General features: G+C 43.0%; 18 protein-coding genes and 2 tRNA genes. 5 read left to right on the forward strand and 15 right to left on the reverse strand.

Annotated elements, in window-relative coordinates; translation table 11 throughout:
• Positions 1 to 80 precede the first annotated feature (80 nt).
• Together DWX23_RS14710 and DWX23_RS14715 are read left to right on the forward strand one after the other, a co-directional pair.
• Entirely contained in the window at positions 81 to 302 is a 222-nt protein-coding gene (locus DWX23_RS14710) for a hypothetical protein (protein WP_028726975.1), read from the forward strand.
• Between the two features lie 76 nt (positions 303 to 378).
• The gene (locus DWX23_RS14715; protein ID WP_122375026.1) at positions 379 to 2,475 is read left to right on the forward strand and encodes an outer membrane beta-barrel family protein; all 2,097 of its coding nucleotides are present in this window, start codon (positions 379 to 381) and stop codon (positions 2,473 to 2,475) included.
• 58 nt (positions 2,476 to 2,533) lie between these two features.
• Here the strand turns inward: DWX23_RS14715 and DWX23_RS14720 are convergent, their stop codons facing one another.
• From DWX23_RS14720 to DWX23_RS14750, 7 genes are all read right to left on the reverse strand, one after another.
• Positions 2,534 to 3,823 (reverse strand): NAD(P)/FAD-dependent oxidoreductase, encoded by a 1,290-nt coding sequence (locus DWX23_RS14720; RefSeq protein WP_122362388.1) that lies wholly within the window; start codon positions 3,821 to 3,823, stop codon positions 2,534 to 2,536.
• A 102-nt stretch (positions 3,824 to 3,925) separates the two neighbouring features.
• Positions 3,926 to 4,936, reverse strand: coding sequence for an FAD:protein FMN transferase (locus DWX23_RS14725; RefSeq protein ID WP_122375027.1), 1,011 nt, complete (start codon positions 4,934 to 4,936; stop codon positions 3,926 to 3,928).
• 208 nt (positions 4,937 to 5,144) lie between these two features.
• The gene (locus DWX23_RS14730) at positions 5,145 to 6,098 is read right to left on the reverse strand and encodes an N-acetylornithine carbamoyltransferase (protein ID WP_075558714.1); all 954 of its coding nucleotides are present in this window, start codon (positions 6,096 to 6,098) and stop codon (positions 5,145 to 5,147) included.
• 34 nt (positions 6,099 to 6,132) lie between these two features.
• Positions 6,133 to 7,386: a glutamate-5-semialdehyde dehydrogenase gene (locus DWX23_RS14735; protein ID WP_122375028.1), complete on the reverse strand. Its 1,254-nt coding sequence runs from the start codon at positions 7,384 to 7,386 to the stop codon at positions 6,133 to 6,135.
• A 47-nt stretch (positions 7,387 to 7,433) separates the two neighbouring features.
• Positions 7,434 to 8,519, reverse strand: a complete 1,086-nt coding sequence (gene proB / locus DWX23_RS14740; RefSeq protein WP_122375029.1) for a glutamate 5-kinase — start codon at positions 8,517 to 8,519, stop codon at positions 7,434 to 7,436.
• 14 nt (positions 8,520 to 8,533) lie between these two features.
• Positions 8,534 to 10,189, reverse strand: a complete 1,656-nt coding sequence (locus DWX23_RS14745; protein ID WP_122375030.1) for an AMP-binding protein — start codon at positions 10,187 to 10,189, stop codon at positions 8,534 to 8,536.
• An 11-nt stretch (positions 10,190 to 10,200) separates the two neighbouring features.
• Complete coding sequence (locus DWX23_RS14750; RefSeq protein WP_122375031.1) at positions 10,201 to 10,755, reverse strand: helix-turn-helix domain-containing protein; 555 nt, start codon at positions 10,753 to 10,755, stop codon at positions 10,201 to 10,203.
• 433 nt (positions 10,756 to 11,188) lie between these two features.
• Here DWX23_RS14750 and DWX23_RS25315 point away from each other — a divergent pair, with 433 nt between their 5' ends.
• The gene (locus DWX23_RS25315; protein WP_158607079.1) at positions 11,189 to 11,461 is read left to right on the forward strand and encodes a helix-turn-helix domain-containing protein; all 273 of its coding nucleotides are present in this window, start codon (positions 11,189 to 11,191) and stop codon (positions 11,459 to 11,461) included.
• A gap of 407 nt (positions 11,462 to 11,868) precedes the next feature.
• Here DWX23_RS25315 and DWX23_RS14760 read toward each other — a convergent pair.
• The 4 genes from DWX23_RS14760 to DWX23_RS14775 form a co-directional block, all read right to left on the reverse strand.
• A tRNA-Gly gene (locus DWX23_RS14760) sits at positions 11,869 to 11,941 on the reverse strand.
• A 26-nt stretch (positions 11,942 to 11,967) separates the two neighbouring features.
• Positions 11,968 to 12,050, reverse strand: a tRNA-Tyr gene (locus DWX23_RS14765).
• Between the two features lie 55 nt (positions 12,051 to 12,105).
• On the reverse strand, positions 12,106 to 12,588 hold the full coding sequence (gene ribH / locus DWX23_RS14770) for a 6,7-dimethyl-8-ribityllumazine synthase (protein WP_122353820.1): 483 nt from the start codon (positions 12,586 to 12,588) through the stop codon (positions 12,106 to 12,108).
• A gap of 75 nt (positions 12,589 to 12,663) precedes the next feature.
• The gene (locus DWX23_RS14775) at positions 12,664 to 13,347 is read right to left on the reverse strand and encodes a tetratricopeptide repeat protein (protein ID WP_122375033.1); all 684 of its coding nucleotides are present in this window, start codon (positions 13,345 to 13,347) and stop codon (positions 12,664 to 12,666) included.
• Between the two features lie 137 nt (positions 13,348 to 13,484).
• On the opposite strand from DWX23_RS14775, the gene DWX23_RS14780 reads away from it, so the two are divergent.
• The gene (locus DWX23_RS14780) at positions 13,485 to 14,588 is read left to right on the forward strand and encodes a DNA replication/repair protein RecF (protein ID WP_122375034.1); all 1,104 of its coding nucleotides are present in this window, start codon (positions 13,485 to 13,487) and stop codon (positions 14,586 to 14,588) included.
• Positions 14,585 to 14,878, forward strand: a complete 294-nt coding sequence (locus tag DWX23_RS14785; RefSeq protein WP_122353817.1) for a DUF721 domain-containing protein — start codon at positions 14,585 to 14,587, stop codon at positions 14,876 to 14,878. Before DWX23_RS14780 ends, DWX23_RS14785 begins: the two co-directional genes overlap by 4 nt.
• Here DWX23_RS14785 and DWX23_RS14790 read toward each other — a convergent pair.
• The 4 genes from DWX23_RS14790 to DWX23_RS14805 form a co-directional block, all read right to left on the reverse strand.
• Positions 14,868 to 15,389 carry a 5-formyltetrahydrofolate cyclo-ligase gene (locus DWX23_RS14790; RefSeq protein WP_370450100.1) on the reverse strand — a complete coding sequence of 174 codons (522 nt, stop codon included), beginning with the start codon at positions 15,387 to 15,389 and terminating at the stop codon, positions 14,868 to 14,870. The genes DWX23_RS14785 and DWX23_RS14790 overlap by 11 nt on opposite strands.
• Positions 15,346 to 17,067, reverse strand: a complete 1,722-nt coding sequence (locus tag DWX23_RS14795; RefSeq protein WP_122353815.1) for a S41 family peptidase — start codon at positions 17,065 to 17,067, stop codon at positions 15,346 to 15,348. Before DWX23_RS14795 ends, DWX23_RS14790 begins: the two co-directional genes overlap by 44 nt.
• A 13-nt stretch (positions 17,068 to 17,080) precedes the next feature.
• Positions 17,081 to 17,515: a dCMP deaminase family protein gene (locus DWX23_RS14800; RefSeq protein ID WP_122353814.1), complete on the reverse strand. Its 435-nt coding sequence runs from the start codon at positions 17,513 to 17,515 to the stop codon at positions 17,081 to 17,083.
• Positions 17,516 to 17,600: 85 nt separating this feature from the next.
• On the reverse strand, positions 17,601 to 19,676 hold the full coding sequence (locus DWX23_RS14805) for a M3 family metallopeptidase (RefSeq protein ID WP_122375036.1): 2,076 nt from the start codon (positions 19,674 to 19,676) through the stop codon (positions 17,601 to 17,603).
• Between the last annotated feature and the right edge of the window lie 333 nt (positions 19,677 to 20,009).

Consider the following 20,009-nt stretch of genomic DNA (forward strand, 5'->3'; position numbering starts at 1 on the left):
TACAACATATTTGATTAATACATACATTTGCATCGTTTTAAGACAAGAAGATATTATAGACCGTTTAAATTAAAGACAAAATGAAAAAGTTAGTTGCATTTGCTGCTATCGTTGCAGCCGTTTCTTTCACATCTTGTGGTAACAAATCTGCAGAATCAAATGCTGAAGTTGCTGAAACAGAAACTACAGTAGAAGAAACTCCTGCAGTTGTTGAAGAAGAAACAGTAACAGAAGAAGTTGCTCCTGCTGAAGGTGATTCAACTGCTGTTGCTACTGAAACAGAAGCTGCTCCTGCTGAATAATATTCAGTAAACAGTTAGAAGGACAGTCTGTATGCTTACACATACAGACTTTTTTTGTTTATAACGGTATATCAATATGAAAAGAAATCTACTCATTATCCCAGTTGTCGCGTTGTTCAGCCATGCGTTGTCATCCCAGAATCCGGTCGACATGAATCTGTTGTTACAAAATGTAGAAATACAGGGAAAGCGTTTTTCCGGTTTGAACGGGGGAGAGGTCAAACGTCTGCAGGTTGATAAGAACCTGAGTAGTGTGACGGGGACTGTCTCGGAAGCCTTTCGCCAGATGCCTTCGCTGGTCACTGATATTGAAGGGGGAGTGACTTATCGCGGTTCCAGTAAGGCGGGGATGCTGATCAACGGTATTCCTTACGGATTGCTGGAAGAATATAGCGGAGATGTCCTGATCCAGTTGCCTGCTTTGTTCTTCAACCGTATCTCCATGTCTGCCCTGCCCGACATCTTGCTGGTTCCCGACGGTGATGCCGGTGTACTGAATCTTTCTTCTGCCAACTATACGAAATCCGATTCTCCTTTGACGGTTACATTGGGGGCCGGGTTACAGGAACGGTATAATGTCGGTGCGGTCGTCAATCTGCATCCGGGTAAATTCCATATTGTCGGAAAATATAATTATCGTAAGGAATACCGTGAACGTTCATTCGATAAGACTACATGGACGGAGGCGGGTACAACCCTGATGAATAACAATGCGAAGGCACGTCCCGATGTTCATCTGGCGGATTTGAGCGTTGGTTACGATCTGACTTCAAATGACCTGCTGACGGTATATGGACTGTATCATTTAATGGATTACAGCCGTTATGGCGGGATCAATAATAAGGTCTTGAATCCGGACGGGACTGTGAAGAATCAGATGACGCGCCACCGTTACAACGACCAGCGTCAGGATGCTTATGCTGTGGAAGCGAGATGGAATCATCGTTTTGCCAATCCGCTGGACCAGTTGAGTGTGACATTCAATTACAATGATTTTAGTTACGACGAGGATAATCAGTATGAGAATGAAAAGCCGGGCACCGGAAATATCCTGAAGAAAGATAATATGTTCGCCAATCAGGACAAACATAATTATTATTTGTCTGCCGCATTCAGTAAATTGTTTACAAACGATTGGTATTTCAAAGCCGGTTATATCGGACGTATAAAAGATGAAAAGTACAGGACTGAGACGAACGATATCAGCCTGGATGACGATATCTGGACTCCGGTAGAAAATAAGACATACGATTATTCTTTCAACCGGAATACTCATTTGCTGTATGCTTCTGTAGATAAGCGATGGAATCGTTTTTCAGCCGAGGCTGGTTTACAGGCGGAGATAAATGCACAGGAGTTTAAGACTTATGTCCCGGAAGTGGATAAGTCGAGGACTTCGGATTCGGAAAGAAGTCATACTCGTTTCCATCTCTATCCACGTGTGAAACTATCTTTGCAAACAAGTAAATCCGGTAGCCTGTCGTTGAGTTATCTGCAACGGGTGATCCGTCCTTACGGAGCGGATCTGAATCCTTTCATTCAGTATGGCGACCCGACGCATTTGACACAGGGAAATCCTGACCTGAAAGATGAGTTCATTCATTCTTTGGAGTTGTCTTATTTATTGGTGGCGGATCGTTTCCGTTTCTCTCCGGCTATTTATTACCGGAATAAGTCAAACCGGATCATGGAAGTGGTGAATGATGAGTCTGTCTGGCAGAAAGAGAATATCGGACACAGCCAGTCATTCGGTTTTGAACTGTCCGGCAACTGGAATCCTATCCGTATACTGAATATCGGTTTCTCCGGAAATGTATATAAAGATGAGATCGACGGGCGTACGGTCGGCTATGATGAAAAGAAATCGATGGTTTGCACGGATTGGAAGGGGAGTGTAAGTATTGCCATAACACCGACCACCGAGTTTCAGTTGGATGGTTTCTTTATTTCGGACCAGTTAACACCACAGGGAAAAATAAAGAGCCACAGCAGTGTGAATGCCGGACTCTCGCAGTATTTTATGAATCGTAAATTACGTGCTAACTTAAGTATCAATAATATCTTCGACGGTCTGGAGGAGACAACGATTATCGATACGAGCAAAATGCATATGGAGCAAATCCGTAATCGGGATGCCCGGGTTACGTGGTTAACGCTTACTTATAGTTTATAATCAACTTGTCCCCGTAGCCTGAAATCTGAGTTTTCAACTACGGGGATAAGTTTGTATTTTATATTGTATCCTTTTTCTTTTTGGGTATATAGAGTATCAAACGAATAGACTGATCGTAAGTAAAGTAGCTCCATACCCATTCTATCAGTACCATCAGCTTATTCTTGATCCCCAGGATAGAACGTAAATGAACCAGCATCCACACCATCCAGGCAATAAACCCTTGTAACTTCAGCTTTTTTAGATCGGCGACAGCTTTGTTGCGTCCTACGGTAGCTAGTGTTCCGAGATTTATGTAATGGAAGGCTTTCAATGTTTTTCCCGATTCCAGGCGTTTGAGGTTATCTGCAAGCAGACTTCCCTGCTGGATAGCTACCTGGGCTACTTGCGGATGGCCGTTCGGGTATTCTTCTTCTGTCTGGAAACAAACATCACCGATAGCAAATACGTTTGTCATCCCTGGCATCTGGTTAAATTCATTGACTGTGATCCGGCCACCCCGGTTCAATGCTTCTTTATCGATATGATCAAAATGCGTGGCGGTTACACCACTGACCCAAACGAGGGTTTTGGTTGTGATAGTGGAGTTGTCGTCCAGTATGACTTTTCCATCCTGATAGTCTGTTACCCGTTTATTCAGTATGATGTTTACGCCCATCTCTTTCAGGAATTTCTCTGCGTTCTCGGATGCTTCGGTAGACATTACTCCAAGTAACCTGGGAGAACCTTCTATCAAATAGATATTCATATCCGACTGTTTCAGGTCCGGATAATCCTTCGGCATAACGAATCTTTTCATTTCAGCCAGTACTCCGGAAACTTCTACGCCAGTGGCTCCACCACCAACGATAACCACATTCATCAGTGCTTGTTTTTCTTCCGGATCGGTAGAGATTGTAGCCTTTTCAAAGTTTGAAAGCAGGGTGTTCCTTAGTTCGAGAGCTTCCTGGATCGTTTTCATCGGTAATGCTTTCTCTTCAATAGTCTTGTTGCCGAAGAAGTTGGTGATGGTACCGGAAGCTATCACCAGATAGTCGTAGCTCAGTTCACCAATCGATGTCTCGATCAGGTTTCGTTCGGCGATAACGGCTTTCACTTCTGCCATTCGGAAGTAGAAGTCTTTCTGTTTCTGGAATATCTTTCGGAAAGGAAATATGATTGATCCCGGCTCCAGACCGGATGATGCTACCTGATACAATAAGGGGGGGAACTGATGGAAATTGTTCTTGTCAATCAAGACTACCTGGAAGTTGCTTCCTTTCAGTTTATTGGCCAGCTTTAATCCCCCAAAACCACCACCAATAATAACAACCCTTTTCTTATCTGTTTTTGCAATGTTGAAGCCCATGATGTTCTATTTTATGTTTTATAATAGAACAATCGGGAACAGGAATAAGTTGATGGTTAAAATAGACGAAGTCTTGATTTAGAAGGTAATTAATTTGTCGTTTTACGGTTTGGAAACCAGATATTGGCGGAACCTTTCAGAAGATTCGGTCCGGTAGTCACCGTTTTCGTCGGCATAAATGAACAGATATTCCAGTTCCGGATGCTGTTGCAGGATTTTGTGGGCTTCTTCCCGGCCCATGGCCATGAAAGCTGTAGCGTAGGCGTCGGCTGTCATGCAATCGGCAGCAACGATGGTGGCACTGAGGATCGGTTGACCTGCCGGATAACCGGTTCGGGGATCGATAGTATGGGCGTATTTCTTTCCGTCTTTGATATAGAAATTACGATAGTCACCGGAAGTGGCAAGACCATGGCGACCACATAACTGTACGATTTCCTGTAACTCCTGGTTGACACCCATCGGATCGTCTTTTGGTTTGGTGATGCCGATACGCCAACACTCTCCTTTCGGGTTGACTCCTTTGACTGTCGTTTCACCACCTATGTCGATCATATAATTTTCAATACCTTTACTGTCGAATAAACGGGCAATGACTTCGCAACTGCAACCATCTCCCAATGAAGAACAATTCAGCAGGATGCGTGGATCATCCTTGATTACTTTCTTTCCTTCCAAACGTATTTTCTGATATCCGACAAAAGCACGTATGCTATCTATCATCGCAGGTGTGACACTGTCATTTTTGCTGAACCCGAATCCCCAAAGATTGATGAAAGGGGCACAAGTAATATCATAAATGCCATTGGTTTGTTCGGATACTTCCTTTGCTTTGTTGAATACCTCCACAAAAAGATCGTCCACTTCTATGTCTTTATTCCTGTTGACCTGGGAAATGACTGAGGTTGAATCGAACGGGTTGAGGCAATGGTAATAACGTTGAAGTTCTGCATGGATCTCATCTTCCAGCGACTCGGTATAACAGAATTGAATCTGATAAGGAGTGTGAAGTATTCCTGCTACTTTAAAATACTGTTCAGGTTGTTTACAACCGATTAATAAGGAGATGATGAAAAAAGACAGACCAGCTGGAAGTAAGTAGGAATGTTTCATGCTTTAGTTGAGATAAATTATGTTCCGGATATAGCCAGCTACCTCGGTCTTTGTTCGCTTTATCCGGCAGGTTGTGTTTATTAGGTCCAATTATTTATTCATATCACAGTTGTGAAACACAAGAAACTCATCTGTGAAACAGACGGAATCCAACTGTGATATGAAAGAAATCCAGTTGTGAAACGAAATAGAGACTTCGTTTTTAGGGTTATAATCCCATCAATATCTTTTTCAGTACCGTCTGTGCCGAAATTTCGCGATTGGCGGCTTCCGGGATCACGATGCTTTGCGGGCTTTCGATCACGTCGTCGGTAACGATCATGTTACGGCGAACCGGCAGACAGTGCATGAAATAAGCATTGTTGGTCAGTGCCATCTTTTCCGTATCGACAGTCCAGGCACGATCTTTACTTAATACCTGACCGTAGTTAGGATCGGTATAAGCGGCCCAGTTTTTGGCATAGATAAAGTCTGCACCTTCGAAGGCTTTCTTCTGATCGTATTCCACACGGGCATTGCCTACGAACTTAGGATCCAGTTCGTAGCCCTCCGGATGAGTAATCACAAATTCATAATCCGTCGCATTCATCCATTCGGCAAAACTGTTGGGAACTGCCTGCGGAAGAGACTTGGGATGCGGAGCCCAGGTCATAACCACCTTCGGACGGGCTGTTTTCTTATATTCCTCGATTGTGATCAGGTCGGCAAAACTTTGCAGCGGATGGCGGGTAGCCGCTTCCATACTGAATACCGGACGACCGGAGTACTTGATAAATTCAGAGATGATCTTTTCGTTGTAATCGTCTTCCTTGTTTTCGAAGCGGGCGAAAGAACGTACACCGATGATGTCGCAGTAACAACCCATGACCGGAATAGCTTCCAGCAGGTGTTCCGGTTTGTCTCCATCCATGATGACGCCGCGTTCTGTTTCCAGTTTCCATGCTCCTTGGTTCACGTCGAGAACCATCGTGTTCATCCCCAGGTTCATCGCAGCCTTCTGGGTAGAGAGGCGCGTACGCAGGCTGGAGTTGAAGAATATCATTAACAGTGTCTTGTTCTTGCCAAGTTCTGTGAACTGAAAGCGGTCTTTCTTGATCTCGAAAGCTTCGTTAAGCGCCTGCTTCAGGTCGCCTAAATCCTGTACACAAGTGAAATGTCTCATATTATTAATTTAATGATGGATACAAAAATAGGTATTATTTTCGTATTTGCCCGTTTCCTTCGATAATGTATTTATAAGTCGTCAGTTCCGGTAAAGCCATCGGTCCGCGGGCATGTAACTTCTGGGTGCTGATACCGATTTCTGCTCCGAAACCGAACTGTGCGCCGTCGGTGAAAGCGGTCGATACGTTGGCATAGACACAGGCGGCATCTACCTGTTGCTGGAACAGGCGGATAGCTTCGAATGATTCGCTGACGATGCTTTCGCTATGTTTAGAACTGTAACAGGCAATATGTTCCAGTGCTTCTTCGAGCGATGCTACGGTACGGATACTCATCTTGTAGTCGAGGAACTCGGTACCGAAGCTGTCTTCGTTGGCAGGTTGCAGCAGTGCTGGCGGGTATTGTCCTGACAAAGCGGTGAAAGCCTGCTCATCCGCATAGATCGTGACATTGCTATCTTTCAGTTTATCGCAGATAAAAGGAAGATCGTTGAGCCGTTCCTGATGGATGATCAGACAATCCAATGCATTGCAAACGCTTACCCGGCGGGTCTTGGCGTTGTTTACGATGGCTTGTCCCTTTTCTTTATCTCCATCTTTGTCAAAATAAGTATGGCAGATACCGGCTCCTGTTTCGATAACCGGCACGCGGGCATTGTCGCGCACGAAATTGATCAGCGAACTGCTGCCACGGGGAATGATAAGGTCTACCAGGCCGACGGCATTCAACAGTTCCGTTGTCGCTTCTCGTTCGGGAGGTAATAAAGTACAAACGGCCGGGTCGATGCCGTGGCGTTCCAACACGGTATGGATGATAGTAACCAATGCATGATTGGAGTCGTCTGCATCAGAACCACCTTTTAGTACACAGGCGTTTGCACTTTTGAAGCATAGAGAGAAAACATCGAATGTGACATTCGGACGTGCTTCGTAGATAACGCCTATCACTCCGAATGGCACCGATACTTTACGGATTGCCATGCCGTTCGGGCGGATGGCTTCACTGATCACATTGCCGAGCGGCGAGGGGAGTGAGGCTACGTTCCGCATGTCTCCGGCAATACCGGCTAGGCGATCGGTGGTCAGTTTCAAACGGTCGTATTTGGGATTGGCCGGGTCCATACGGGCCAGGTCTTTCTCGTTGGCCGTAAGAACTTCCGCCTGTCTGTTTATCAGTTCGTCAGCTGTATCGGTCAGGATACGGTTTATAGCCTCGTCGCTTAACGTGATAAGTTGACGGGATGCGGTAACGCTTTGCTTTAATAACTCTGTTATATTTGTTGACATATTATTTCCTGATATTATCTTTTCCCATGATTAAACATACCTATTAATTAATCCAGATATAAGTAATCGTAGTGAACAAGCGGTTTCAAATCACGTTGACCGATCAGACCAGTAGCTTCCCGGCTGTCGTATCCGGCACAACCGACTCCGATCTGTTCACCTTCTTCATTAATGATCTTTACGATATCATTCTTTTCGAAGTCCCCGATGATAGCGGTAACGCCCACCAACAACAGGCTGGTAGCCTTGTTTCCGGTTAAGGCCTCTTCCGTACCCTGATTGATGTGTATCTCTCCTTTGGCGAAACCTTCAGAGTGAGCGATCCATTTCTTTACGCTGCTGACTGGTTTGGATGCCGGTATGAAACGTGTACATACGGTCTGGCTGCTTTTTGCCAATAACGAAGGCAGGATATTTTCTTTTTTGCCATTAGCAATAATCACGGTGATTCCTTCGTCAGCTACTTTCTGCGCGATAGTACATTTCGTCAGCATTCCGCCACGTCCGAAAGAAGATTTGCTGGTTTGTACATATTCTGAAAGATCCTGTTTACCACCGTCAATCTCCCGGATGACCGTTGCTGCCGGATCGGCCGGATTACCGTTATAGATACCGTCGATATTACTCAGGATAATAAGCGCATCCATCCCCATCATGGTAGCGATCAGGCCGGATAGTTCATCATTATCGGTAAACATCAGTTCGGTAACGGATATTGTATCGTTCTCATTGACGATAGGAATCACTTTGTTGTCGAGCATCACCTCCATGCAATGTTTCTGGTTGAGGTAATGCGTGCGGCTACCGAAGTTCTCCTTTGTGGTGAGAACCTGGCCGCAAGCGATCTTATGTTCGCGGAATAACTCAAAGTAGCGGTTGATCAGCTTGGCTTGACCTACTGCTGAATAGAGTTGGCGGGCAGAGACGGCATCGAGCTTCTTACCGGGTTTCACCTCGCTTCTTCCGGAGGCTACTGCTCCGGAAGATATTAATACCACTTCTACTCCGTTGCGGTGTAACTCCGCAACCTGATCAACCAATGCCGACATACGGGTGACGTCGAGTGAGCCATCCTTTCTTGTCAATACATTACTTCCTATCTTTACTGCTATCCGTGTAAACTGATATGTCATTTTCGTGTAATCTTCTATTTTTTATCTTTATCCCTGATTTCCACACGGCGGATTTTACCGCTGATGGTTTTAGGTAATTCTTCGACAAATTCTACTACACGAGGGTACTTATATGGAGCGGTAACACGCTTAACATGATCCTGTAATTCTTTGATTAATGCTTCGCCCGCTCTCTCCTTGTAATCCTTCGCCAGTACAATCGTAGCTTTTACCACCTGTCCGCGAATTTCATCAGGTACACCTGTGATCGCACATTCGACAACAGCAGGGTGTGTCATCAGTGCACTTTCCACTTCGAACGGTCCGATGCGGTAACCGGAGCTTTTGATCACATCGTCGGCACGACCGACAAACCACAGATAACCGTCTTCATCACGCCAGGCAACGTCGCCCGTATAATACATACCGTCGTGCCAGGCTTCATGAGTAAGCTCGGCATCGCGATAATATTCTTTGAACAGACCGATCGGTTTGCCCTGAGTCGTATGAATAACGATTTGTCCCTGTTCTCCATCTTCTGCGCGGGTTCCGTCCGGGCGGATCAGGTCTACATCGTATTGCGGGTTAGGTACCCCCATAGAACCTGGTTTCGGCTCCATCCATGGGAATGTAGCAACAGTCAGTGTTGTTTCCGTCTGACCGAATCCTTCCATTAATTTAATGTCGGTGAGTTTATAGAATGCTTCGAATACGGCAGGGTTCAGTGCTTCACCGGCAATCGTACAATATTGCAGGGAAGACAGATCGTATTTCGTCATATCTTCACGGATCAGGAAACGGAAGATCGTAGGAGGTGCACACAAAGAGGTGATCTTGTAATCCTGGATCATCTGTAACATATCGGCAGGAGTGAACTTCTCGTGATCGTAAACGAATACAGTTGCTCCGGCAATCCATTGTCCGTATAGTTTTCCCCAAACGGCTTTACCCCAGCCGGTGTCGGCGATGGTGAGGTGAAGGCTGTCACGGTGCAGGTTGTGCCAGAAACTACCGGTTACGATATGTCCCAGCGGATAAGTGAAATCGTGTGCCACCATTTTCGGATTACCTGTCGTTCCGGACGTAAAATACATCAATGAAATGTCATCATTGCTGTTCGGGTGAGACGGGCGTATGAATGGTGCGGCATTCTCGATCCCTTTGTGGAAATCGTCGAATCCCTCTGGTATTTCCGGACCGACGGATACTAATTTTTCGATAGTCGGAGATTCCGGCAGTGCATCGATAATATGTTTGGTGATAATTTCTTCGCCGGCACAAACAATCATTTTTATATCGGCAGCGTTATTACGATAGACAATATCCTTTTTTGTCAGCAGGTGAGTTGCCGGAATGACTACGGCTCCTAGCTTATGTAGTGCGATGATCGAAAACCAAAATTCGTAACGACGTTTCAGGATCAACATGACCATGTCGCCGTGCCCGATTCCTAAAGACTGGAAATAGGCGGCCGTCTGATCAGTATATTTCTTCAGTTCGGCAAATGTGAAATCAATATGTTCACCCTGGTCGTTTGTCCAACACAAGGCTTTTTTGTCGGGCTCTTCTGCAGCCCAAGCATCTACCACGTCATATCCGAAGTTGAAATTTTCGGGTACTTTTATTTTGAAGTTATTTATAAAATCTTCCTGCGACGTAAAGGTCGTCTGATCTAAGAATCTTTCTAACATGACTTTTTAATTTATAAAATGATAGCCAGGAAACTGACCTTCTCTCCATCCAACGCTTTCATACCATGAGGCAGTTCGGAATTAAAATATATACTGTCTCCTTCTTCTAGGATCAAATCTTTGTTATTGATCTGCAGGAGCATGCGGCCCTTTAATACCAGATTATATTCCTGTCCGGGATGCGAATTCAGATAAATAGGCTCATTTTCCGGTTTCGGATGAACAGTAACCATGAACGGATCTGCTTTACGTCCGACAAATCCGGCAGCCAGCGATTGGTATTTGTAGGCCTTGGTGCGTTCAACAGCGATACCTTTACCTTTACGGGTAATAAAATAAGAGCTCATTTTAGGTTCGTCGCCAAACATCAATGTTGTAAGTTCTACACCGTATGCCTGTGAAATCTGGTGTAAAAGGCTGACTGAAATATCGACTGTACCACTTTCCAGTTCCAGGTATTGCTCTGGGGTCAGGTTACAGACCTTGGCGATCTCTTCAGGAGTAATCTCCAGTGCGTCCCGCAATCCGGCCAGACGCTCAGCTATCTGTTTTATCTGTTCGTTCATCTCCGTAGATTATTAATATATTTATGTTGCCCCAAAGATATGAATAAAAAGCAAAATGACTAGAAAAATGGGGGATAGAATGTTATTTGGATATTTCCTTTGGAAAAGAGATTGTTAAATCTTATATTTGCTTTGAAGTTCAAGCGGTAACGCTTTCTTTACGATAATATTACCTTGAATCAGACTAATAAAGAGTATAATGGGGAGAAATTTTTTTCATGTTTACCTGATTGTTGTTACATGTAGGATATTCATTCTTTTTTTGTATAAAGTACAGAATAAATGTCTAGGGTATATAAATTGTACTCGTTCAACGAATATAACTGAAGTATCTCCCGAAGATCAGCTTGTATATGATACAGTGTGCAAAAGGATTAATAATTTCCTGATAAATGAAAAACACTTTCAGGATAAAAATATAAATATAGTAGTAATGGCACATCAGTGCCATATCAGGAAAGATTTGGTGAATAAAACATTGAAAGCCAAATATGATTTAACTTTTTCAAATTATCTTAGAGAAAAGCGTATTAAATACGCGTGTACTTTATTACTTGATCCATCCAATATGAAAATAGACGTGATTTCAGATGCTTCTGGATTTAAAACAACACGAACTTTTGTCAGGAGTTTTAGGTCTGTGAAAAATGTATCTCCGACCGAATACCGGCATCTTCAAGTATTCAAAAGAAATATGTTTTGTTGACAAATTGTTGACAGACCTGTCGTTTTCGGGTTTGGCATGTGACAAAAATGGCTTTGTCCTTTCTGTATCTTGCTTTTTCTTGTCTGCGTGGGATTTTTGTTATTCATTTGCTGGAAAGAAAAGGTTTAAGAGTTTGATACAAATAATGAAGAGTTAATATACCTTGACTATGAAGAAGAGAAAGAAGAAGTGATTCTTCTTTGGGTAGTCCGATAAAGACGTTTGTCGGACTACTTTTTCTAAAATATTAGTGGGCTATGATTAAGTTTACGTATTTTGTTTGGAGAGAGTTGATCAACTTTATTTTTCCATAGTTTTTTGGTTAGTAATAAGGAAGTCCCGGCTTGTGAAAGTCGGGACTTTTGCATATAAAAAAAGGATAACCTTTCGATTATCCTTTTCTTGAGAGCGGAAGACGGGGCTCAAACCCGCGACCCTCAGCTTGGAAGGCTAATGCTCTATCAACTGAGCTACTTCCGCAATTTTAATTGCTTTTGAAAAGTTAGTGGGCAGTGATGGATTCGAACCACCGAAGTCGAAAGACAGCTGAGTTACAGTCAGCCCCATTTGGCCACTCTGGTAACTGCCCCTATTATTTTCAATTGCGATGCAAAGGTACGATTATTTTTGAAACCTGCAAGCGTTTAGTCAGAAAAATGAATCATTTTTAATGCAGTCACTGCTGCTTCATCCCCTTTATTTCCGTACTTACCGCCTGCTCGGTCTTCCGATTGCTGCATGTTGTCAGTAGTTAACAGACCGAAAATGAACGGAATATCATACATCAGATTTAACTCGGTAATACCTTGTGTAACGCCTGAACAAACATAGTCGAAATGGGGAGTATCGCCTCTGACAACGCATCCCAGAACGATCACGGCATTTACATCTTTTGTTTCAGCCATACGTTTGGCTCCGAAAGTCAGTTCAAAACTACCCGGTACACGTTTGACATATATGTTTTCCGGTTTTACACCATGTTTTTCCAGCGTGTTACAGGCACCTTCCAGTAGTTTTTCTGTGATGTGCTTATTCCACTCTGCGACTACAATACCGAATGTCATTTCTGAGCCGTCCGGAACGCTGTTGAAGTCGTAATCTGATAAATTTTGATAAGCTGTAGCCATAACTCTATATTTAAAATAAAAGGATGCCTTTTTTGATGAGACATCCTCTTATATAGTTTATATCGTATGATTATATTATTTAGCAGCAGAAGCACGGGCGATATATTTATCGATATCGGCAGCTTCCATTGAGTTGAAATATTTTTCTTTAATCGTAGTATATGCTTTAACAGCATCACTGTACTGTTTCTGGTTTTCGTAAGCAATACCTGCTTTTTTCAGATAAACCGGACTGATCACTTCGTTGTCTGCTTTCTTGGCTGCTTTTTCGAAATAGCTGATACCTTCTTTTATATTACCCATATTTACGTAGCAGTCACCGATCAAACCTATAATAGCCGGAGAAATCATGTTGTCATCTCCGCTGAATGATTTCAGTTTATCAATAGCCTTTTCCGTATCGCCCATTTTGAAATAGCAGATACCTGCATAGGCTTTTGCCAGATTACCGGAAGTTGTGCTTCCATATTGATCAATGATTCCTTCAAAGCCGTCGAAATCAGCTCCATTGCCGTTCAATGCCAGATTGAAAGAGTCTTTAGCGAAATACTGTTCTCCTTTAAATATAGCAGCGGCTGCTTTCTTTTCCTGAGGAATCAAATAACCGTGTTTAATTCCCAGAACAGCTCCAACAACAAGTGCGATAGCTATAATTCCGTAAATGATCTTTTTTGAATTGTTTTCAATGAACTGTTCCGATCTCGAAACAATCTCTTCTACTTCTAACTCCTTGTTGGTGTCTTTTCCCTTAGTAGCCATAATGTGTTATAGTTATTTATTATTTTATCTACAGATTTATGCCAATGGCAATTCAAAGCGCAAAAGTAGTTTTTTTTACTGATATAATCTATACTTAGAAGTATATTTTTTAATTTTGTACGATTAATAAAGTACAGATGATACTCAGAAAGCTTTCTATTCTCAACTACAAAAATATTCTTCAGGCGGAAGTTGTTTTCTCCCCGAAAATGAATTGTTTCTTTGGAAATAACGGGATGGGGAAAACGAACCTGTTGGATGTGATCCATTATCTTTCGTTTTGTAAGAGCCATATAAATACTCTTGACAGTCAGATCATCAACAATGATCAGGAGATGTGTGTGGTCCAGGGAGAGTATGATTACGAAGGGAGGGCGGAGGATATTTTCTGTGCTATCCGTCGCCGTCAGCGAAAACAGTTCAAGCGGAATAAAAAGGAATATGAAAAATTGTCCGAACATATCGGACTATTGCCTTTAGTCATGGTTTCACCTGCTGATTCGGATTTGATCCGTGGCGGAAGTGACGAACGACGCCGATTTCTGGACCTGATCATTTCACAGCAGGACAAGCAATATCTGCATGCTCTGATACAGTATAACAAGGCGTTGCTTCAGCGTAATATGCTTCTTAAGAATCAAAGTACGGATGCCGCTTTGTATGAAGTATTGGAAATGCAGATGAGTATGTACGGAAGAATGGTTTTCGATAAGCGTCAACTACTGGTGGAGAGTTTCATTCCTATTTTCAATGAGTACTATCAGACTATTTGCCGTTCTACCGAACAGGTCGGATTACGCTATATTTCCCAGTTGGAGGATAGAGACTTGACAGAATCATTGGCTGCCAATAGGGAACGTGATCGTATCCTGGGATATACATCCAACGGCGTGCATAAAGATGAACTGGAAATGACACTGAATGAGCAGCTGATCCGCCGAGTCGGTTCTCAGGGACAGAACAAAACTTATCTGATTGCGCTAAAACTGGCCCAGTTCGCTTTTCTTAACCGAAAAGGCCAGACGACTCCCATTTTGCTTTTGGATGATATTTTTGATAAGTTGGATGCGGCTCGTGTTGCCGAGATTATAAAACTGGTTAGCGGTGACAGTTTCGGGCAAATATTTATAACTGATACCAACAGGAAATATCTGGATGAAATACTGCAAGCTATGAATCATGATTATGCCTTGTTCAGGGTAGAACAGGGTGAGGTGCAACCTATGGAGGATCGTGTATGAAACGGCGGAACACACAAGCTATCGGTGAAGTCCTGAGAGATTTCTTTGAAGATAATACGGAACTTTATGAAAAGATTCTGGAGATTCGGGTGGAACGTGCCTGGAAAGAGGTGCTCGGACCGATGGTTATGCAATATACCCGTAATATATATGTACGCGATCATATATTATATGTATCGCTGACTTCTTCCGTATTAAGGAGTGAGCTTACTTTATGCCGCGAAAGGTTGGTGAAGAGCTTGAATGAATATGCTGGTGCTACTGTTATTCATGATATAATTATCCGGTAATAACTTCTTTTTCTGTAATGATCATATCCATTTTTTTGTCGAAAGGTTCAACCGGAATCATTTCCTGTAACTGAAAATCGAAACAGATTCCAATTTTAGGTGCCTGTAAAGTGGATAATAACCGGTCGTAATATCCTTTTCCGCGTCCCATGCGGTTCAATTGGCGGTCGAATGCCACACCGGGAACAACGATCAGATCAATATCCGTTTCAGGAATAGTCGTTTCCTGATCGGCAGGTTCCAGAATGCCGAAAACACCGGGTTTTAAGGAATCTATTCCTTCGTAAGGTAATAAACGAAGATCGTCGCCAACTACCAGTGGGAGGAGAAGTTGTTTTTTATCATACCATTTTTCGAGAAAAGTGGCTGTCTGAACTTCTCCGGGGATAGCGTTGTATAATGCGACACAAGAAGCCTGCCGGAAGAGTTCAGTCTCTTCCAGCTGCTTCAGTATTGTTTCAGAAAAATCAAGCAATGTAGTCTTCTCGTACGAACTCTTTAGAGAGGCTATGTATTTTCGAAGGTGTTGCTTGGATTCTTGCAATTCCTTTATCTGCATCTTTTTTCTCTAATGTAGGAATCGATTTTCCTTCGTTTATGATCTGAATGGCACGTAATAAAGTAGGGTCGTCTTTCAGGAAGATCGGATAGAATCCGGCTTCGTCGAAGAAATTCCGTACAATATACGCATGTAACTGGTTTTCGATCAGTTTGCCTGATATATTGATCAGGTTCGGACGTTTCTTGATGCCTTTGGATGCTGCAAAATTGGTGAAATCGTACAACAAAGGTTGAGATTGTAAATATTTGTACAGATCCTGATAATCCGTGAACGATGATAACTTTTCACGATTCTGATCAGAATATTCCAAAGCATACAGATAAAGCGTTCCGCTGTTAACAATGCTGGTGAAATAAGTAGTGATGCCGCTCGTATCACGCGGAATGAAGATATCCGGCATGATACCGCCACCGCCATAGACGGTTCGTCCGATCATGGTATGATATTTTTCCGTGTGTGTATTCTTGATACTGTCAGCTGAATCGAATTCACCATGAATGAAGCGATTATACAGATCCTGATCGTAGTCTGCGGAATCTCCCAATTTATAGTCTTTTTGAATACTTCGTCCTGAAGGCGTATAATACCGGGCAATCGTCAGTCTGATTTCTGAACCATCGCTTAGTTTGATGGGCGATTGTACCAACCCTTTTCCATAGGTACGGCGTCCGATGATCAATCCGCGGTCATTATCCTGGATCGCACCTGAGAAAATTTCACTGGCAGAAGCTGAAAATTCATCTGTCAGGACAACGATAGGAGTCTCTTTGCAAGTACCGGTACCATTGGTGTACACATCGTTTCTCGGGAATGCTTTACCTTCTGTGTAAACGATCAGCCGTCCTTCCGGCATAAATTCGTTAACCATATTGATAGCAGCATCCATATAGCCACCGGTATTTCCACGCAGGTCGATGACGAAAGAACTGCATCCCATTTCTTTCAGTTTGGCAATCGCTGTGATAAATTCGTTATAGGTTGTCCGTCCAAACTTACTAACTTTGATATAACCGATTCCTTTACTCACCTCATAAGAAACATCCACGGAATTAACCGGAACATCTCCGCGTGTCACATCGAAGTAAAGCAGGTCGGGAGCACCTCCACGTTTCACACCAAGCTTAACCGTACTGTTCTTCGCTCCGCGTAGTGTACGCATAATCTTTGCCTGGCTGGTGTTATTCCCGGAATAAATGGAGTCGTTGATCGTGATGATACGGTCAAACGGCAATAATCCTGCCTTTTCGGCCGGGCCTTTAGGAATGACGCTGATTACCAGGATGGTATCTGTCTGCATATTGAATGAAACCCCGATGCCACTGAATGAACCTTCCAGATCTTCGTTTACGATCGTTGCATCTTCGGCAGGGATATAAACGGAGTGGGGGTCTAGCTCACTGAATATTTTAGGTATTGTGCCTTCCACCAACTTACCCATATTCACAGTATCGACATACTGTTCGTCGATAATATCGAGTATGGCATTTATTTTATTCCCGCTGGAAAACATCCGGCGTTTACCATGCTGGGTAAGAGAAAGATAGTTGTTCCCAATAAAGATACCGAGAGCAATACTTGCTGCAATGATAACAGGTAACCAAATAGTTAACCTTCTGTTTTTGTCCATAAAAACGTATATTTTATTCGTTTATATCAATATAATCTATGCTAATACCTGCACGTTGCAATAAATTGCATCCGTCTTCCATCCGATACTTCTCTGAATATACAACACGCTTAATACCTGATTGGATAATCAGTTTGGCGCATTCTATACAAGGTGCCGAAGTAACGTAGATTGTTGCCCCTTTGCTGCTGTTTGAAGATGCCGCCACTTTTGTTATGGCATTAGCTTCGGCATGTAACACATAGGGCTTGGTTACATTATTTTCATCTTCACAGATATTTTCAAAACCGGCAGGTGTCCCGTTGTATCCATCGGAAATAATCATTTGGTCCTTAACTATCAGTGCACCGACCTGTCGCCGTTTGCAATATGAATTTTCGGCCCAGACTGCGGCCATTCTCAGATAACGTTTATCTAATTCATATTGCTTTTCTGTTTTTTCGCACATTGTTTACCTGATTTTGTACTTATTATTTTAGCTAGCAAAGGTAAATATAATTGATTTAACTATTGTATGTTTAGCTATTTTTATATCAATTGCTATTTGCTTTCGGTTCAGCCTGTTTAATACCGTTTCGTATAAGCAGGGCATCGATGGTCGGCTCCTGTCCGCGGAAGCGTTTATACAATATAGCCGGGTCTTCTGTTCCTCCTTTCGACAGGATGTTTTCACGGAATGATCGGGCTGTTTCACGGTTGAATATCCCGGTTGCCTTGAAAACGGAAAAAGCGTCTGCATCCAGCACTTCTGCCCATTTATATCCGTAATATCCGGCTGCATAGCCTCCGGAGAAGATATGACCGAAACTGCTGCTCATCAATGTCCCGGATACTTCCGGAACAATAACGGTCTGTGCCCATGCCTGCTTCTCGAAAGCGATAACATCTCCATCAAATGGTTCTGTCCGGGTATGCCATGCCATATCCAGCATACCGAAACTCAGCTGGCGGCAACAGAAATATCCTGTGTTGAAATTGGCGGCATCGACTAGCTTGCGGATAAGCTCCTGAGGTATCTTTTCTCCTGTCTCGTAATGTACGGCGATCTGATCCAGGAATTCTTTTTCCGTCAACCAGTTTTCCATAAGTTGGGAAGGAAGTTCTACAAAGTCGCGATACACGTTCGTACCGGATAGGCTGGCATATTTCCCTTTGGCGAACATGCCGTGCAGCGCATGTCCGAACTCATGCAGGAGGGTATTCACTTCGTCGAAAGTCAGTAAGGACGGTTTGGTTTTTGTCGGACGCGTAAAGTTCATAACAATGATGATCTGTGGACGGCTGTCGTTACCATCGGCTTCGTTGTATTGCTCTTTGATACTGTTCATCCAGGCTCCCGATTGTTTACCGTCGCGTGGATGGAAGTCTGTATACAGGATAGAAAGAAATTTACCGTCGGCATCATATACTTCGTAAGCATCGACTTCCGGATGGTAAACAGGAATTTCTTTGTTTTCCCTGAATGTGATTCCGTACAATTGTGTTGCAAGTCCGAAGACACCGTTTTTAACATTATTCAGTTCGAAGTACGGACGCGTCATCTCGTCATTTACATTGAAACGGATGTCCTTCAGTTTTTCGGAATAATAACTCCAGTCCCAGGGCATGACGGTGATATTCTCTTTTTCAATCCCCATCGCGAAGCCCTGAACGGCATTGTATTCATTGATAGCAACCGGTTTATAAGCTTTTAGTAATTGTTCCAATAGTCTATATACGTTGGTCGGTGTTTTTGCCATCGTTCGTTTGAGTGAATATTCTGCATAGGTGTTGTGTCCCATGAGCCGGGCTATTTCCAACCGGATGTTGACGATCCGGCGGATAATCTCTTTGTTATCATATTCATCCCCTTTATTTCCGATGCTCATATATTCCCGGTACATAGCTTCACGCAGAGGGCGTAGAGCCGAATAGCGCATGAAGGGAATATAACTGGGGGCAGACAGGTTGAACAGCCAACCATCTTTCCCTTTTTCCTTTGCCCTGTGTGCTGCCGCTTCGCGGATGCTTTCGGGAAGTCCGGTCAGATCTTTTTCTTCTGTGAGGAGCAGTTCGTATCTGTTTTTGTCTTTCAATGCATTCTGGTCGAAGGTTAGCGTCAAGGTACTTAGCTCTGAACTGAGTTTACGATATTTCTCCTTGTCTTCCGGACTTAAATTTGCTCCGCGTACGCAGAATGATTCGAACGTATCTTCCAGTAATTTGGCGTCTTCCGTTGATAAGCTTAGCTGTTCCTTTTGTCCGTAAATATTTTTAATACGTGCGAACAGTTTCTCGTTGAGAAATATATTATTGGAACTTTCCGATAATTTCGGGGAGACTTGTTGTGAAAGATCCATCATTTCATCATTGGCTTCTGCATTAAGCACATTGAAGAATACTGAACTTACTTTTTCAAGTAGCTTGCCACTCCTTTCCAATGCAACGATTGTGTTTTCGAAAGTAGCAGATTGTTCGTTTTCTGCTATCTCCTGAATTTCTTTTTCCAGTTGTTTGATTCCTTCATCGAATGCAGGTTCGTAATGCTCGATCTTTATGTCGTTGAAAGGAGGTGTTGCAAACGGAGTATTATATTGTTGAAAGAATGGATTATTTACTGTTTGTGTCATATCTCTTATACATTATATATTATATTTCTTGATTATTTCCCTGATATTTCTTTTTAAGGTGCAAATATGGAAAAAATACCTGGGTTATAGAATAATTCCCCTGCAGATTTCCTATTCGATTCGTTATCTGTTTGCCTATCGATAATTGTGGGCAGACTTGTTCATAATTATCGACAAGTTTACCTATAATTGTCGACAGGTTTACCGACAATTATCGACAAGCAATTACAATGTGAAGAAATAGTCTTCATTACATACGATTCTTTGTTTTATAACCCGTAGAATAAATATTTTGTTCTCGTAATCAAGTGTAGTTGTCCGAAAGTAATGAAA

The organism is Parabacteroides sp. AF18-52 (genome assembly GCF_003479145.1).
Classification (GTDB): Bacteria; Bacteroidota; Bacteroidia; order Bacteroidales; family Tannerellaceae; genus Parabacteroides; species Parabacteroides faecis.